At 61.5% G+C, this 14,577-nt stretch carries 17 protein-coding genes; 6 read left to right on the forward strand and 11 right to left on the reverse strand.

Annotated features, from left to right (window positions below):
* Window positions 1-42: 42 nt before the first annotated feature.
* Window positions 43-459, reverse strand: a complete 417-nt coding sequence (locus O1W68_RS03575) for a DUF1707 SHOCT-like domain-containing protein (RefSeq protein ID WP_269301496.1) — start codon at window positions 457-459, stop codon at window positions 43-45.
* Between the two features lie 59 nt (window positions 460-518).
* On the opposite strand from O1W68_RS03575, the gene O1W68_RS03580 reads away from it, so the two are divergent.
* Complete coding sequence (locus tag O1W68_RS03580) at window positions 519-1,145, forward strand: TetR/AcrR family transcriptional regulator (protein WP_269301497.1); 627 nt, start codon at window positions 519-521, stop codon at window positions 1,143-1,145.
* 15 nt (window positions 1,146-1,160) lie between these two features.
* Here the strand turns inward: O1W68_RS03580 and O1W68_RS03585 are convergent, their stop codons facing one another.
* The 4 genes from O1W68_RS03585 to O1W68_RS03600 all read right to left on the reverse strand — a co-directional run bounded on the left by O1W68_RS03585 (window position 1,161) and on the right by O1W68_RS03600 (window position 4,834).
* Window positions 1,161-2,420, reverse strand: coding sequence for a hypothetical protein (locus O1W68_RS03585; RefSeq protein ID WP_269301498.1), 1,260 nt, complete (start codon window positions 2,418-2,420; stop codon window positions 1,161-1,163).
* Entirely contained in the window at window positions 2,420-3,442 is a 1,023-nt protein-coding gene (locus O1W68_RS03590; RefSeq protein ID WP_269301499.1) for a YdcF family protein, read from the reverse strand. Before O1W68_RS03590 ends, O1W68_RS03585 begins: the two co-directional genes overlap by 1 nt.
* Before the next feature lie 29 nt (window positions 3,443-3,471).
* Window positions 3,472-4,056: a DUF6461 domain-containing protein gene (locus O1W68_RS03595; protein ID WP_269301500.1), complete on the reverse strand. Its 585-nt coding sequence runs from the start codon at window positions 4,054-4,056 to the stop codon at window positions 3,472-3,474.
* Window positions 4,057-4,240: 184 nt separating this feature from the next.
* A complete protein-coding gene (locus tag O1W68_RS03600; protein WP_269301501.1) occupies window positions 4,241-4,834 on the reverse strand; it encodes a DUF6461 domain-containing protein in 594 nt (197 codons plus the stop codon).
* A gap of 451 nt (window positions 4,835-5,285) precedes the next feature.
* Between O1W68_RS03600 and O1W68_RS03605 the strand changes: the two genes are divergently transcribed.
* Window positions 5,286-5,603, forward strand: coding sequence for a hypothetical protein (locus O1W68_RS03605; RefSeq protein ID WP_269301502.1), 318 nt, complete (start codon window positions 5,286-5,288; stop codon window positions 5,601-5,603).
* Between the two features lie 146 nt (window positions 5,604-5,749).
* Here the strand turns inward: O1W68_RS03605 and O1W68_RS03610 are convergent, their stop codons facing one another.
* The gene (locus tag O1W68_RS03610) at window positions 5,750-6,937 is read right to left on the reverse strand and encodes an MFS transporter (RefSeq protein WP_269301503.1); all 1,188 of its coding nucleotides are present in this window, start codon (window positions 6,935-6,937) and stop codon (window positions 5,750-5,752) included.
* A gap of 24 nt (window positions 6,938-6,961) precedes the next feature.
* On the opposite strand from O1W68_RS03610, the gene O1W68_RS03615 reads away from it, so the two are divergent.
* Both O1W68_RS03615 and O1W68_RS03620 read left to right on the forward strand, forming a co-directional pair.
* A complete protein-coding gene (locus O1W68_RS03615; RefSeq protein ID WP_269301504.1) occupies window positions 6,962-7,576 on the forward strand; it encodes a TetR/AcrR family transcriptional regulator in 615 nt (204 codons plus the stop codon).
* Between the two features lie 9 nt (window positions 7,577-7,585).
* On the forward strand, window positions 7,586-8,524 hold the full coding sequence (locus tag O1W68_RS03620) for an esterase/lipase family protein (RefSeq protein WP_269301505.1): 939 nt from the start codon (window positions 7,586-7,588) through the stop codon (window positions 8,522-8,524).
* Window positions 8,525-8,628: 104 nt separating this feature from the next.
* On the opposite strand, the gene O1W68_RS03625 is transcribed toward O1W68_RS03620, so the two are convergent.
* Both O1W68_RS03625 and O1W68_RS03630 read right to left on the reverse strand, forming a co-directional pair.
* On the reverse strand, window positions 8,629-9,267 hold the full coding sequence (locus tag O1W68_RS03625; protein WP_442972281.1) for an RES family NAD+ phosphorylase: 639 nt from the start codon (window positions 9,265-9,267) through the stop codon (window positions 8,629-8,631).
* Between the two features lie 17 nt (window positions 9,268-9,284).
* Entirely contained in the window at window positions 9,285-9,890 is a 606-nt protein-coding gene (locus O1W68_RS03630) for a DNA-binding protein (RefSeq protein ID WP_269301506.1), read from the reverse strand.
* A gap of 322 nt (window positions 9,891-10,212) precedes the next feature.
* Here O1W68_RS03630 and O1W68_RS03635 point away from each other — a divergent pair, with 322 nt between their 5' ends.
* Window positions 10,213-10,866: a hypothetical protein gene (locus O1W68_RS03635; RefSeq protein ID WP_269301507.1), complete on the forward strand. Its 654-nt coding sequence runs from the start codon at window positions 10,213-10,215 to the stop codon at window positions 10,864-10,866.
* A 173-nt stretch (window positions 10,867-11,039) separates the two neighbouring features.
* On the opposite strand, the gene O1W68_RS03640 is transcribed toward O1W68_RS03635, so the two are convergent.
* Both O1W68_RS03640 and O1W68_RS03645 read right to left on the reverse strand, forming a co-directional pair.
* The gene (locus O1W68_RS03640; RefSeq protein ID WP_269301508.1) at window positions 11,040-11,768 is read right to left on the reverse strand and encodes a hypothetical protein; all 729 of its coding nucleotides are present in this window, start codon (window positions 11,766-11,768) and stop codon (window positions 11,040-11,042) included.
* Window positions 11,769-11,826: 58 nt separating this feature from the next.
* Window positions 11,827-12,474: a TetR/AcrR family transcriptional regulator C-terminal domain-containing protein gene (locus O1W68_RS03645; protein WP_269301509.1), complete on the reverse strand. Its 648-nt coding sequence runs from the start codon at window positions 12,472-12,474 to the stop codon at window positions 11,827-11,829.
* A 48-nt stretch (window positions 12,475-12,522) separates the two neighbouring features.
* Here O1W68_RS03645 and O1W68_RS03650 point away from each other — a divergent pair, with 48 nt between their 5' ends.
* Window positions 12,523-13,506, forward strand: a complete 984-nt coding sequence (locus O1W68_RS03650; RefSeq protein ID WP_269301510.1) for an NAD(P)-dependent alcohol dehydrogenase — start codon at window positions 12,523-12,525, stop codon at window positions 13,504-13,506.
* A gap of 9 nt (window positions 13,507-13,515) precedes the next feature.
* On the opposite strand, the gene O1W68_RS03655 is transcribed toward O1W68_RS03650, so the two are convergent.
* On the reverse strand, window positions 13,516-14,517 hold the full coding sequence (locus O1W68_RS03655) for a hypothetical protein (protein ID WP_269301511.1): 1,002 nt from the start codon (window positions 14,515-14,517) through the stop codon (window positions 13,516-13,518).
* Window positions 14,518-14,577 lie beyond the last annotated feature (60 nt).

Below are 14,577 nucleotides of genomic sequence, written 5' to 3' on the forward strand. Positions count from 1 at the left end.
AGCCGAGGGGAACAATCGAACATTGTCTATATCTGTTGCTGCTCAGTTACTTTCGCGCTCTTCACTCGGCCAGAACACGCACGCGATGAGCACGACGGCCCATATGCCAATCGGAAGTCCCGGCCAGAACTTGATCGCAGATCCGTCCATCAGGCTTTGCACTCCCCAGATGCCGACCATCAACACCGAACCGCCGAGCCAGTACTGCCACTCCCTGAGCCACTCTCGAAGATCATCTTTCTTACGCTTCTCGGTTGTGGTGGTGGCCGGTAGCAAGGGAGGTAAGTCGACCAGCGTGACTGTCACCTGATCGATCGACCGGGCGCCGTTCACTTGTTCGATCCGATCGTTGTACTCCTCGCCGCTCAAGGCTCCCCTGGCCAGAGCGTCCGTCAGGTGAAAAGTTGCGTCGAGGCGCTCTGCGTCGGTCGCTCGACGAGTTGGCATGTAGTCGGACATGTTTCGTACTCCATTCGATCGAAGCTGACAGCGTCCAGCATAGAATACGTTTGTATTCTATGCTGGATTCTGTGCCCCCGACATACGACCCCAGCGAGCGACGGCGACATGTCGGCAACATGCTGCTCGAATTGATCGCCGACGAAGGCCTCGCCGGAACGAACATCAGAGCAGTCGCTGAACGTGCCGGCTGCTCCGTCGGCGCAATCCAGAAGTACTTCCGCACCAAGGACGACATGCTCGAATTTGCGCTCCAACTCGTGGGCGAACGCGTGGAAGAGCGGATCCAAGCAGTCGATCGCACCGGCGCCCTCACCGACGTCGTGCGGAGTTGGTTACTCGCCACGCTCCCCCTCGACGCCGAACGAAGAGCCGAAGCCCGAATTTGGGCGGAATTTTCAGTCCGAGCGATCGGACACCGCCCCTACTCCGAAGCCGCCATTGCAGTCGACAACGACATTCGCGCAGCACTCACCGACTATCTCGAACAGGGTCGACGAGAAGGAGCCGTTTCTGCAGACATCGAAACGTCGGCTGTGGCTGATGCATTGATCGCAACCAGTGACGGTCTTGCGCTCACCATGCTGTACGACGACGGCAGAGCATCGCAGGCTTTGGCCGCATTGGACGTTGTCATCAATCGGCTCCTCCCACTCCCGGCAGAAACACGAGAGGTAAGGGGCTAAGGGGTTCGAGTCCCCTCACCCTTTCAGGTTCGTGGGACTGTTCCCAGACCGTCTCTGCAGAACCGCGAATGCTGCACCCGCCGCCAGGACCGAGCCGACGGACACAGCGGTGGACGTCCACGTCCAGGCGGTCGGGGAGAACGTCGGCTCGATCGTGGTGAGCGGGGTGTAGGCCGTCCAACCGAACTCGGCGACGATCGGGATCGACACCGCGATCGGCGTCGTCACCGACATCGTTGCAGCGGGTGCAATCGTCGGTAGCAGCGATGTGTAGAGCAGGCCGACAGCGAAGGGAAGCACGAAAGCGTTGGCTCCCAAGTTGATCCAGTCGAGCGGCGGATCGGTGAACAATCCGGTAGCAGCGACGACAGCCAGGAGCGCGAACCCGATCATCGGTGAACGCCAGCGCCACCCGGCCACCGTGCCCACCAACAACAACGCAACGAACACGAGCGCCGTCGACATCTCGAACGAGCCGGTGGAGGAGCCTGCACCCAGATATGCCAGCGCGGCCAAAACGACGGCTCCCGTCGCCGTGGGAAGCGCGAACGCCGCGCCGACCAGTAGCGGGATCACCGCAAGCCCGAGCAACCATCGATTCTGCATGGCATCACCGGTCCCGAGGCTTGCCACCGATCGCTGGAACAGCCAGTACAGCATCAACCCGGCAACAGGAATCACGACCCCTACCAACAGGACTCGACGCTTTTCGTCCACGGGTGCGGGTTGGCCTTCGAAAGCTCGCGCCCACGCCGACACCGCCAACAAGACAGCGAACACACCCAGCGCGACCAGCAGATACGTCTGCGGTGCATCAGGTTCGAGGTAATCGGCGTAGCGAGCCGAGATGCCTTCACTTTCCAGCGGGCCCGCCATGGCCGTCGCGGACACCACGCCGACCACCAGAGCGCACTGCAATGTACGACGCTCTCGCATGCCGGTCAGTGCCACGACGCCGCCGAGAATGAGCCCCGCCGCAAGCGCCCGCAGTTGCAACTGCCCGGCCGGTTGCACCAGCGACACGACCGCAAGCAGCACGATGCCGAATCCCGCTGCCGCACCGGCACTCCGGGTGCGTGAGACGACGGTTGCGATCACCACCGCAACGATCGCACCGAGCGTCGCCGCGGATGCCGCACTGTTGACGAAGACATCGAGACGGTAACCGCCGGAGAAGAATGCGAAGTCGTGCGGGACCGTCGTCGTCAGCGTCAACGCTGCCACGAACGCCCCCGCCAACAGCGTTACATGCGAGAGGGCGAGTTTCGTGTTCATCAATTGACGTTCTGTAAGAAGACCACGAAGGCGAGTATGCCAACCAGCAAGACCGCGTTGGCCTTCCAATAGCGACGCAGCACGGCCACGAATTCGCGCAGAAAGGCCGTCGGCGAGTAGTACCGGGCAGTTCTGGCCCCCGTCACATGAGCATTCAAACCCAGATCGCGGGTGAATGCCGCCGTCCGAAGCACATGAAAGTCGCTGGTGACGACGATCATCGGCTCGGACGTCAGGCCCGCCGAGTCCAGTAGCTCCTTGCTGAACACAAGATTCTCGCGAGTATTCCGCGACTCCGACTCCGCAAAGACCTTCGCCTCCGCGACGCCCCGCGCAGCAAGGTACTGCTTCATCGCAGTGGCCTCGGCCACCGACTCGTCGGTCCCCTGCCCACCCGACACGATCAGAGCAGGCCAACTCCCGGTGTCGACCTGGCCGTTGTACACCTCGAGCGCACGATCCAACCGGCTCGCCAACAATGGAGTGACGCTGCCGCCCGGACCCAACCCACAGCCCAACGCCACGACGGACGCACTCCCCTCCGGCGGCTCGATACGTCCGTAAATCAAAGCGTGGGCGGCGAATGCCGCGAGCTGGGCAGCCAAAGCCACCGCGAACAGCACCGCCGTCCACAAGCACGCAAGAAACCACAACGGAAGGGAATGCGATTCGAGGACGACAACCACGGTGACCAGAAGGCCAATCCCCAGCACCGCCACAACAGCCAATGCAAGAGGTAGCGCCGTCGCCAGCCGAAGCCCTTCGCGTCGAATCACCAGGACCCCATTGACCGCCGAAACAGCGATCAGTCCGATCACCGTCAAGAAAATCAACGTCACTACGACGACGATCAGAACCGCCTCGACCCGGACCTCGAGACGATCGAGCAGACTCAGCGCCCCCAAAACCCAGGCGAGCAGAGCAGCCACAACAAGTAGACCGTTGGACAACCGACGCGGCTCGACGCGAATACTCACGATCGATGCCACACTCAGCACAACCGCAAGCGCGATGAAGAACATTCGTCGAACCTATCTGTTGATCAGACGATTCAGGCCCCGCCACACGTCTCGGTGATCAAAGGTTCGATCGGATCAGCCGTCAGAGCAATCACTCCCGCGAGCCGCGCCTGCATACACAAACCGCCCGACATCCACTCTTCCCAATCGATCTCGTCTTCCTCATCGAGATAGCCTTCGGGAGCCGAACGATCCGACGGGTCCGCCACACGGCCCAACTCGAAATGCCGCTCGATGGCGCCATCGACGGCGTACATGAACGTCGACAGCAAATTCACATCCCACTGCACAGTGATACTGGTGCCGAACGCGTCCGACAACCGCTCCGGCAGAGGCGACAACACCGCATTGAGCGCGAACTCCTCGAGCACCCACACCCAGCCACCGGCAACACCCGCACACCGCTGCGCCAGATCATCATCGCCGAGCGAATCCATCCACTCGTCGTCACTCATCCCCGCCGCCCGGCGCGCCTTCCTCGGGTTCACGGAATTGAACACCTCGAGCACAGCCTCCGGGTCAGCGGAATGCACCAGCGTGAAACACAAACCCATATCGAAGCGGTCGTCCTCCTCTACCCACGCAAAATCGTCCTGGGAAATTTCTGTCGACGTCATCAGGACAGCTTTCCACTCGAAGAGGCACCAGCCCAACACGCAGCAGGCTCCGGACAAATTTGTCGCAGTACAGGACCTACAGTCGGCTCCATGTCCGACACCGCGAACTACGACGTGTACACCCTGGAGCTAGGCCCGGTCGACACCCTCGGTGAAATGCATGAGCTCGAAGGTCTACTGCTGATCAGGTGAACTGACAGATGCGGTACTGCGACTGACTCAGCAACGAATGAGTCAGTCGTACAACGGTTATCGCCTCGGCCAGCGCGAACGCCGCCTGGTGATAGGTGACGATCTCCGGCAGCATCTCATCAGGTTCTCGACCGAGGTGAAAGCCACCGATCCGTTCCATGAGCGGAAGAAGTGCATCAGGGTCCTCGCCGCTACGTGAGTCTGCGAACATCTTCTCGAACGTTGTGACCGTCGACCCGTCTCGGAAGAACTTGAAGTAGCTGACGGCAGGGTTTGCATCGATGCTGACCACCGTCCGACCAACCGATAGTGACTGCTTGGCATCATCACCAAGGTAGCCGTAGGGCTCGTAGAAAACGACGGCATCATCGACTTGAAGGAGACCACCGATCAGATCGAACCCGTGGTCATACGCGAATTCGGTGAGGGCTTCGTAATCACCCTTACTCGATGCTGTCACCGCCGGTAGCACTGCCGCTACGTCGTCGATGGTCGCTGAAGTGCAGATCGTCAAACAGAATCCCTCGTCGAACAGAAATGGATCATCTCGGATCCATGCGTAATCGGTGTAACGCACGTCGGTCATCGTCCTAATCTACGTCGATTGCCCTGATGAACCTGTTCGCATCGCGTGTAATCAGCAGGCTTCACAGACCTGTGGCCGTTTCTTGGATGAGCTCCTATGCTGCGCTCATCTATCCATGCGACGACGTTCGAACAGATTTCCGCGAAGACGACCCGGCTGACTGCTCACTGACCCGATCTACGCATTCGCTGCAGCGGCAACTTGCTGTCAGGCAGTCGACTCCGAACAAGGCCTCGAACTCTCCGAATAGGCTGGACTCTTGTGGACCCGCGGGTCTATTGCCCACATTGTCGTCGTACTGCCGACCAGACCGATGTGCACATCGGTCTCCGGGAGTGTCAGGTTAACGGTGGATCCGACCTGGGCGGCTCGGTACCGTTCACACGCTCGCCGAGCATGGTGTGGACTAATCGGTGGTGTTTCGTTTCTGACTTCGACTAGCTTGTGTGCAATGGCCATTCGATTCCACGTCACATCCGTGCTGAACCGTGCGTCTATTCGTGAGCACGGCCTCGACTACCGAAAGATGGGCGCCGCCCGCGGTATAGCCGGTAGTTACGAGGCCGAGCAGGAGGGTTGCTTTCTGGCCTGCAGCCCCTCGGAGCGAGACTGGTTTGTTCGGATGAACAACACTGGTGGCCCTGTCGATGTGTGGGAGGTCAACGGTGTGGAGGACGACGAGCTGACCATCTCGCCGGAGGGCCATCACTATCGCGCAGGAATCCTTCCACCGGATCGAATTTGTCTAGCGCAGCGCGACATAGCGTAAAACGAGATCGAGTGGCGGTTTACACAATCCGCGCAGCCAGCATTCAGCGTCTGGGTACCGCCCCCCCGAACGACGTCCACTACCGTCGCCGGCCGCGAAAGCGTCCTGAAAATGGCATCTCGAACGTCCGAAATCTTCGCGGTAGATCAGTTCGACGGCCGCCGTCCACGCGATTGCTGTCTCCGTTGACGCGCCACACGCACTGCGACAGCCAAGATTGTCACTGTTGCTGCTGCGGTGAACGCGGGCCGGAACCCGGCGGTGGTGATGACTGCACCGAGAACTGCTGCGCCGATAGCCTGCCCGAACACCAAGGCCACGAACAGCATTGCGGTACCTGCAGCTGAGTTGGCCGGATCGATGTCGGTAGTCCATGCAATGAGCGCTGAGGTTGCTGCGGTGAACCCCCACCCGAAAACCACGCAGGCCACCAGCGCGATCGATAGGTGTGGTGGTTGCAGTATCAAGGCCGTGATAGCCACCGCCATTGCCGTGCAACTGAGAGCCCACGCATCTACAGCCTCGAGTATTGCGACAGTTCGTGCGGTGGCGATTACCGCCGTCGCACCCAATCCGAGGGCAATCCAAGCAGCGATGGTGTCGTGTTCGGATCCGATGCCTGTCTCGACGAGGAAGCTTCGGCCGTAGGTCCAGACTGCGCTGGATCCCGCACCCATCAGAGTTGCCGCGACAAGGATCTCGAGGTGCGCCGCAAACCAGGGTTTCGACAGGCCGCTTGCCCCTGCGGCCGCTTGGGTCGATGCCCGCTTTCGATCCGTCATCAGAACTGCCGCCGCGAACGCGGCCGTGAGTGCACCGATCGCAATCCAGGCCAGACGCCACTCGGGCAGGAGCACCAGCGCTAGGACCCCCGCACCGACGAGCCCCGGACCTGTCCCTGCGTTGACCGTGGATTGGGCACGACCGACGGTTTCAGAACCAACATTGCGGCTCACAATGGTCACGAGCGCAGGGGAAGCGAATCCTGCACCGGCAGAGCTGATCACAGCGAAGACCGAGAACGCCGAAGCGTCCGCGGCACCGGCCATCCCCCACACCCCAGCACATGCTGTGCACGTAGCGCACAGTACGAGCAGTCGAGGTCGGGTGGCGGCGCGGGCGAACCCGATTGCTGCGGCCCCGCAGTAGACCAACGACGATCCAGCCGAAATGTATCCCGCCTGTTCGGCCTCGACACCGAGATCGGTCTGCATGTCCGGGAGGAACAGTCCGTATGCCAACCGCACCAGTCCGTACGTGGCCGCGATGAAGCATGTCCCGAACGCGACCGTCAGACCACCACGTTCATCGACAAACGAAAACGATCGTTTCATATTGAGCAGTCTAAGGTAGAGACCATGCCGGTGCGCAAGAGCTCCGAGACCAAACTTCTCGACGCAGTGGACGAACTGATGTTCACCCGGGGCATCGAGGCCACACCCGTCGATGCCGTATTGGCTCGAGCCGGCTTGTCGGCTGCGACCATGTATCGCGGCTTCCGCAGCAAAGAAGCCCTGGTCGCCGCAGCGCTGGAACGTCGTCAACAACGCTGGCAGGACACCTGGTGCCGCGCCATCGAGACCGCAGACAATGATGAGCAGCGTCTTCTCGCAGTGTTCGACGCGATCGACGACTTCGCTGATCGACCGGACGGTGCGCGGTGGTGCGCCTTCCTGGGAACCGCAGCCGAATACGCTGACCCACCTGCCGAAATCGCGGCTGCGGTCGAGGCGGATACCACTCACCTACGTCGCACCCTACGATCGCTGGCGTCGAATCTGCCGTGCACCGATCCCGACGGGCTCGCCGAATCCATTCTGCTGATCCTGACCGGCGACCTCGCCATGCGCCTCCGTGACCATCGACACCGGACTTCGGGGAAGGCAAGAGGAATAGCAGCAACGCTCATCACAGCCTCCATGAACGCTGCCTCCTTCGACCAAACAGGCCCCAGGCGATCAAGCATTGGCTAGGTTCTCGGCATGCAGAGGAAACTGATTGCGGCACTCGGCTCGGTAGTTGCGTTGCTGTTCACCGCGACCGGCCAGGCCTCGGCGGCGGAACTCCCAGTGTCGTACAACTTCTTCGGCGGTATCGTGCCGGAGCTGACCAACCCCGAAGGTTCGCTACCCGGTTCCAATGATTACGGGTGTGTGCCGTCCGAAGAACATCCCGACCCGGTGGTGCTCGTTCACGGAACGGGCGGGTCGCAACAGACTAACTGGGGGACGTACGTCCCGCTGTTGAAGAACGAGGGATACTGCGTTTTTGCGCTCACCTACGGTACGCCGAACGGATTACCCTGGCCGGCTACCGCCGTCGGGGGCATGGAGAACATGGAGGACAGCGCGAGCGAGTTCGCCAACTTCGTGGACGGAGTTCTCGCCGCTACCGGCGCATCCAAGGTGGATGTCGTCGGCCACTCACAAGGCACCATCCTGCCTGCCTACTACGCGAAGTACCTGGGCGGCCGAGACAAGATCGACAAATACGTCTCGATCGCACCCGCATGGAACGGCACCACCGTGGCGGGAATGGACGTTATTTTCGAACAGGCCCGGCGACTCGGAATCAAAACCGAGGACTTACCGATCTGCCATGCGTGTGGACAGCTCGATCCCGGCTCCTCGTTCATGCGGGCGATTCGGGAGGGTGGCTACTACTACCCCGAGATCGAGTACACGAACATCGCGACGAAGTACGACGAACTCGTCGTCCCATACTCCGCGGCCCTGCAGCCCGGTGGCGACAACGTTCACAACATCCTCGTCCAGGACGGATGCGACGTCGACTACACCGAGCACGCCGGCATCGCCGGATCCCGGCGAGCGGCCTACTTCGTGCTCAATGCCCTCGATCCCGAGAACCCGCGGCCGGTCCCCTGCGATCGAGCGGCACCGCTGTCCGGTTCGGCCTTCTGAGCCGCAAGAGTCGACAAGTTCGGTGCTTGGACTGACGTTCCGCGGAGGCCACGAAACGGTGCTGCAGTCGTCGCTGAGGGTGATACCTGCGTCCCTCAGCGACTTCAGACCACCAGATAGCCCAACCTTTTTGCTGCGCCGGTAATGCGGCTCGAAAGGTCAGGATGACTCAACGGCAAAGAAAGCGCTGGTCGAACGGGCATTGCAGCGCCAGCAGGTGTGAACAGCGCTAGGCAAGGCGCGCCGGCGAACCGGCTGTTGTATCGCAGTCCGTCGAGGTCCGGGAATGCCTCCACGACGTGGCGTGCCCACTGCTGAGTGACTGCGTGCTGTCCGGTCGATAGTGCGAAATTGCCGCCGGTGCGCGTCGCCCAGGCGCCATCGCTGTCGGTCGCAACGTCGAGGACGGTGATCGGTCGGGTGAACGAAAGACCCGTCAGATAGGGGCGATCACACTCTCGATCGATCGTGCGATCTACCTGAAATGCCTCGGCTAACGCTACTCCCGGAGTTGATGCGCCGTACCAGACACCGCGACCGGTCGGGTCATTGCCGAGAGGTAGGGCGTGCGGGTCGAAGCGCAACAGCGGTCCGTAGGTGCGCATTTCGCTCCAGGCCAGCACGTGGTCGCCGTCGGTCCTATGAACCCGCCACCACACCTCTTCGGTCGTAATCACCCGTAGTTCACCGTCCTGGATCCCCAACTTGCGCAGCACTTGTGGGGAAGGTGGATCCGGCAGCATCGGACTCGGATTCGACGTCACGAACCTGCCCAGTCGCGAACCTCGACAAGCTGCAGCACCGAGTCGACCAGCTCTCCGGCCAACAACCATTCCCTGACCGATCTTGGCTTCCCATCGACCAGTAGCTCCGGCTGGGGTGTTGTGAGGAAGCCAGCCACAGCGGCGGGGTGCAGCTTTCGGCGCAGCAAATGTGGCAGCACCTGATCGAGCGCGCGGACGTGCTTGAGGACGAGTTCCTTGGATTCACTGCGGCTCTCGACGAGTTCGAACTGAAGTGCGGGGTAGACCCACGTGCCACCGTCGTCGATTGCCCACAGCGTGTGATGCAGACGGCGCTGTCTCAATCGAGAATCACTGACGTTCAACCCTTTCGCCACCTCTGCGGGTGAGTACGCCATGCTGTAGAGCCGAGCCATATGAGCGACTACGTCGGCGGCATTCTCGTCGTAGGACTCAGAATCCTCGGTCAGGCCGAAGGAATCGAGTAAGTGTGCCTCGGTGGCGGTCAGTCGAGCCGAGCCAGGCCGCTGCGGATGCAAGGCGCGCAACGCAGATATGAGGTCGGACCGATCGAAATCGAATCGGTCTCGGAGTAGTTGATCGAGCTCGTCCACAGTTGCCACAACACACCCTTCCGATCGAGCTAACGGTTACTAACGCGAGGATACACCCGTTACCAAAACTGCTAGCTGGTGTTGTTCGGAAGAAATCACACGGACGTCGCACGATGACTGGTGAGACCCCGACCGGGGCTCGCTAGATGAGAGGGATGAGGACGAAGCTTGGGTTGTAGCCGCGTTGCCCTACGTATGTCAGACAGTTCTCTGGCGAGGCCGCAATGTCAGGTAGCTAATACAAGGCGTGTTCAGCCGGTGTAAGCCAAGTCGGAAACAACGGCGTCAATAGAAGACATCGATTCGCGACGGTAGGCAGCATACTGGCGCCATGGCTACCTTGATTCGCGACAGGTCGGCAATCGTCCAGACCGCTGAAGGACAGTTTCGGATCCGCCCAGACACCGCGGATGAGGATCCATGGAGGTTGACCTCCGACGCACTGACGGACGTTCGGGACGGAGCAATCCACGTAGCTACCGGTGCAACCTACGGACCAGTGAGAGTCACCGTCGAGGAGTGGACGGGCCCTGCACCGGTTGACGGTGAGTGCTGGGACGTCATCTGTGAGCGCAGTCTGAACAATCTCGCATCAGAAGATCCACACTTCCCGTCGTCTTCGGTGTGGATGGGCAATATCAACGATTCCGAGCCCGAGGTACTCGTGACGGACGTCGTCGGACACGTGCGGATCCGGTTACACGCAGTGGGCCGCGACTTGGGACGCGCCCACGGTGACACCACTGAGCCTGTAGAGCGGTATCTGCTTCAGGTGTGGGCAGAACAGGCTACATCGGAACCCGCCCATATTTACGGAAGTGACGCAGTCATGATCGGTCGGCTGGGAGCTGGCAACCTCTCCGTACGTCACAACGAAACACCAGGCGCAGGCGAACCCACATTGGCCCCACCGTCACAGCCGATGGTGAAAGACATCAAAGGTAAATTTTCTTCAGAATCATTTCCGTTGTGGTACCCCCGGTGATCGCTGAAGAGTCTGAGTCCCCTCGCTGTCGCCGGCGGCCGGACGTGCCGCGGTCGAGCAGTGCGAACAAGTTTGCCACCCCGAGTGGGAGCCCACGCTTCGATTTCTATGACCACACCACAGAAGTCGGGCGGCCTCACCCCGGCCGCAGCGGATTCAAATCATGGAGTCTTCTAAAGCCTCTGACGGCCAGCGTTCCACATGGCGTGATCCAATTCCCATGCCGTCGTTGGAGCCGCCCGACCCGGGATTCGGTTTATTCGTGCGACCAATTCATGCACCAAAGCAGCGGCGTCGCACACTGCGATATCGACGCCCTGGCGCCGAAACCATCTGAGCACCATCCGGTCAGGCTTAATTCTGTGGTCGTCGCCGATCAGCATCCACAGGTATCCGCGCCGGACACCGTGACTTCCTTCGCCGGCCACCGAACGCAGCGCGCTGTCAACGCGCTCGAACCTGGACTTATCCTCCAACAGCTGCCGTGCATCATCTAGCGTCTCAATACCTTCAGCGCGAAAGATCTCGACGTGCTCCAGCACTGCTTTCGCCTTGAGAATCCCTCCAGCGCCCGTCGAGGTTCTCTGCTTGTTCGCTGATTCCAGCAGGCTGGCGACATCGAACCGATCCGCGAACATGCGGAGCGGCACTGGGTCTTCGGACGAAGGCGTGGAGGCGGCCACCGATGGTTCGGTGACATCGAACTGCAGCGCTACACGGTAGACCAGAGGCACAACCGTCGAGGCGTAACCCGCTCCGATGCTCCATACGGCGTCGGTAATTGCGAAACTTAGACTGACCCAGCGTCGCTCACGCGGCTTCGGATCCAGCGCAACTACTGCTGTAGTCAAACGATCCATCGTTGCTTCGTCGAGCAGTTTTGTCATGCCCAGATCCTGCACGCCACAACACACTATGTCCATTGTCGGCTTATCGATCTTCCCAGGCGGGCCACAGTCGTCACCGAAGCGCGCCCGCGCCGTCGATGACCATCGCCAGCCCCACTTCGAAGGAATCCGCGAACGAATACCCCGGTTGCATAACGTGCTCGCCGGCGAACTGCGCCATCCGCGGGAACGTCGTCAGATCCATCGCGTCCCGAATCGCCTGCGCCGAACTTGGTATGTCGATACTCGCGAGCATGCTCTCCTGCAGCGCGAATCCATAGACGAACGCGTCGACCACCGCGTAAGTGTGCGCAGCGCCGGACAACGAAAAGTCGTTCGACAGAAGCACATCGAGCACAGCTTCATGGCTCGTCAACGTCGCCTCCCCTGGACTCACCCGCGTCTCCATCAACGCAGTCGCCCACGGATGCCGACCCAGCGCCAGGCGAAGAGACCGCGACCTACTCGCCAGCTCTTCACTCCATACCCCGTCCGCCGCGGGCAGGTAGACCTCGCCGAAAACATGATCGACGATCGCGTCGAGAATGTCCTCCTTGTTGGCGACATGGTTGTAGATCGCCATGGGGCGCACCCCGAGCTCGTCGGCGAGAGCCCTCATCGTCAGCGCCGGTACGCCGTCACGATCCGCCAGCGCCACCGCGCAGGCCACGACGCGTTCTCGCGTCAGCGAGTTTCGTGGAGCGCGTGCCTTTACCATCATTCCAGAGTAACGTACTTTGTACGTTATCAACCTTCCGGAGGTCAGCTGATGGATCAAGCACACACGATGCGCGCGATACTGCAGCCGCGCTACGGAACCAGCGAAACACTCGTCTTCGGCCTGAACGCGATCCCCACAGCCGGACCCGGCCGAATACTCGTACAAGTACGTGGGGCAGGCATCTCCCGCGGCACCGTCCACCTCCTCACCGGCCTCCCCCGAGTGATGCGCCCCTTCACCGGACTCCGAACACCACGCCGACGTATCCCCGGCCTCGACGTCACCGGAGACATCGTCGCCATGGGCAAAGGCGTCGCCGACTTCCATGTGGGACAACGAGTATTCGGCATCGCGAAAGGCTCACTCGCCCAATACGCCATCGCCGACGCAAAGGCCCTCGCACCCGCACCTACCGGCCTCGACGACGCCCACGTTGCCGTCCTCGCCGAATCCGGGCTCACCGCACTCCAAGCCCTCGACGCCGCCCGCGTCGAATCAGGCACGCGCCTGCTGATCATCGGAGCCTCCGGCGGGGTCGGCAGCTACGCCGTCGCGCTCGCCGCCGCCAGGGGCGCCGAAGTGACCGCAGTCTGCAGTAGCGCAAAAGCCGAAGTCGTAACCGGTTGGGGCGCACAGCACGTCATCGACTACCAACGCGAGGACTACACCACCACCCAACACAAGTACGACGCCATCCTCGACATCGCCGGCGGCACACCGCTACCGCAGCTCCGCCGAATCCTCGCCGACGACGGAACAGTGGCATTCGTTGGAAACGAAACCGGCGGACCCTGGACCGGAGGCTTCGAGAAGTCCCTGTTCAACGCTGTGCGCATGATCCCGAAGCGGCAGCGCTACGCAGTGGTGACAGCGCGCACCCGGCGCGAGGAGCTGGAGCGCCTCGCCGACATCATCGAACGCCACCACATCGTCCCCCACATACACCGCACCTACCCGCTCGATTCCGTGCCCGAAGCCCTGGACGAACTGCAATCCGGAAGTGTCTGCGGGAAGATCGCCATCACCATCTGAAACCGCAGGTCAGGGACGAGACAGAACGGCAAGGGCCGCGTCGGACAACTCCCGGAACCCATCGAATCCGACGGCACGTCGACACCCGTCGAGTTCGAACGACACCCGAGTTCCACCCGAGCCATCAGGCCGCAACAATACGGTCGAAGCCATCTGCGTCGCATCCAGCGAACAGGGCTGCGCAACAGGCGCATCCGCGAGCGGAATCGCCAGTGCTGCACTGTCGGAACGATTCAACGCAAGTGTCGATCCCGGTACGACATAACTACCATCCAGCCCCGCGGGCTCGACGGGATACCTGCACACCTGCAGGCCGCCTACATCGCTCGTCGGCATCGCCAGCGCAGGCGGACGAATCCGGCCACCCTCGCGCTCACGTTCCACCGCCGCGTCGACGTCCTCGGTAGTGGTGTTCTCGAACTCGCTACCCGACGCGCCACCACACCCCAGGGCGTCGACGGCGACACCCGTTGGGTGGACGGATCGCGACACCTCGTCCAGCATCCTGAGAGGCTCCAACGGATCATCCTGAAACCCGCACGGCGCACTCGGCCACGCTGGGCGAAAAGCCTGTCCAGCATCATCGACGAGCCACAAGCCCGCCGGAACATCCACTGCTAAGGCACAGCTGGCCGAAATATTGTCCGCATACCGCGACGAACGCGCCGAGAACGCATCCGCGACAGCACTCACATCACCCTGCAGACGCACCGAATCCACCGACATCTCACCCGAGCTGCCGACCCCTCGCTCGCACCGCACCACCGCGACCGGCTCGAAACCCGCAGGTGGATAACCCACTTCCGGTGCCGTGGACGCAATTGCCGGATCCCAGGGCCCCACACCGGTCAAGGCTGTATAGATGTCTCGCGACAAGCAATCCGCGGACTCCACCACTGATGCAGTCGGTGGCCGAAACGACACCGTGTCGATACCGACCATCTGCAATCCAAAACTGCACGAGCTACACACCACCACCGCGAGCGGCAACCACACAGCTGAGCGACGCATGCCGTCGAGGCTACGCCCGGCAACTTTCGAGTTCTTGTCGGTAGGGCGTTGTATCTTTTT

This window comes from Rhodococcus sp. H36-A4 (assembly GCF_027158005.1).
In the GTDB taxonomy this organism is placed as follows: domain Bacteria; phylum Actinomycetota; class Actinomycetes; order Mycobacteriales; family Mycobacteriaceae; genus Rhodococcoides.

Bases quoted from the DNA above. Each gene is read 5' to 3' on its own strand.
- O1W68_RS03575 (WP_269301496.1), bottom strand. From the start codon at position 459: ATGTCCGACTACATGCCAACTCGTCGAGCGACCGACGCAGAGCGCCTC.
- O1W68_RS03580 (WP_269301497.1), top strand. From the start codon at position 519: ATGCTGGATTCTGTGCCCCCGACATACGACCCCAGCGAGCGACGGCGA.
- O1W68_RS03585 (WP_269301498.1), bottom strand. From the start codon at position 2,420: ATGAACACGAAACTCGCCCTCTCGCATGTAACGCTGTTGGCGGGGGCG.
- O1W68_RS03590 (WP_269301499.1), bottom strand. From the start codon at position 3,442: ATGTTCTTCATCGCGCTTGCGGTTGTGCTGAGTGTGGCATCGATCGTG.
- O1W68_RS03595 (WP_269301500.1), bottom strand. From the start codon at position 4,056: ATGACGTCGACAGAAATTTCCCAGGACGATTTTGCGTGGGTAGAGGAG.
- O1W68_RS03600 (WP_269301501.1), bottom strand. From the start codon at position 4,834: ATGACCGACGTGCGTTACACCGATTACGCATGGATCCGAGATGATCCA.
- O1W68_RS03605 (WP_269301502.1), top strand. From the start codon at position 5,286: ATGGCCATTCGATTCCACGTCACATCCGTGCTGAACCGTGCGTCTATT.
- O1W68_RS03610 (WP_269301503.1), bottom strand. From the start codon at position 6,937: ATGAAACGATCGTTTTCGTTTGTCGATGAACGTGGTGGTCTGACGGTC.
- O1W68_RS03615 (WP_269301504.1), top strand. From the start codon at position 6,962: ATGCCGGTGCGCAAGAGCTCCGAGACCAAACTTCTCGACGCAGTGGAC.
- O1W68_RS03620 (WP_269301505.1), top strand. From the start codon at position 7,586: ATGCAGAGGAAACTGATTGCGGCACTCGGCTCGGTAGTTGCGTTGCTG.
- O1W68_RS03625 (WP_442972281.1), bottom strand. From the start codon at position 9,267: ATGCTGCCGGATCCACCTTCCCCACAAGTGCTGCGCAAGTTGGGGATC.
- O1W68_RS03635 (WP_269301507.1), top strand. From the start codon at position 10,213: ATGGCTACCTTGATTCGCGACAGGTCGGCAATCGTCCAGACCGCTGAA.
- O1W68_RS03645 (WP_269301509.1), bottom strand. From the start codon at position 12,474: ATGATGGTAAAGGCACGCGCTCCACGAAACTCGCTGACGCGAGAACGC.
- O1W68_RS03650 (WP_269301510.1), top strand. From the start codon at position 12,523: ATGGATCAAGCACACACGATGCGCGCGATACTGCAGCCGCGCTACGGA.
- O1W68_RS03655 (WP_269301511.1), bottom strand. From the start codon at position 14,517: ATGCGTCGCTCAGCTGTGTGGTTGCCGCTCGCGGTGGTGGTGTGTAGC.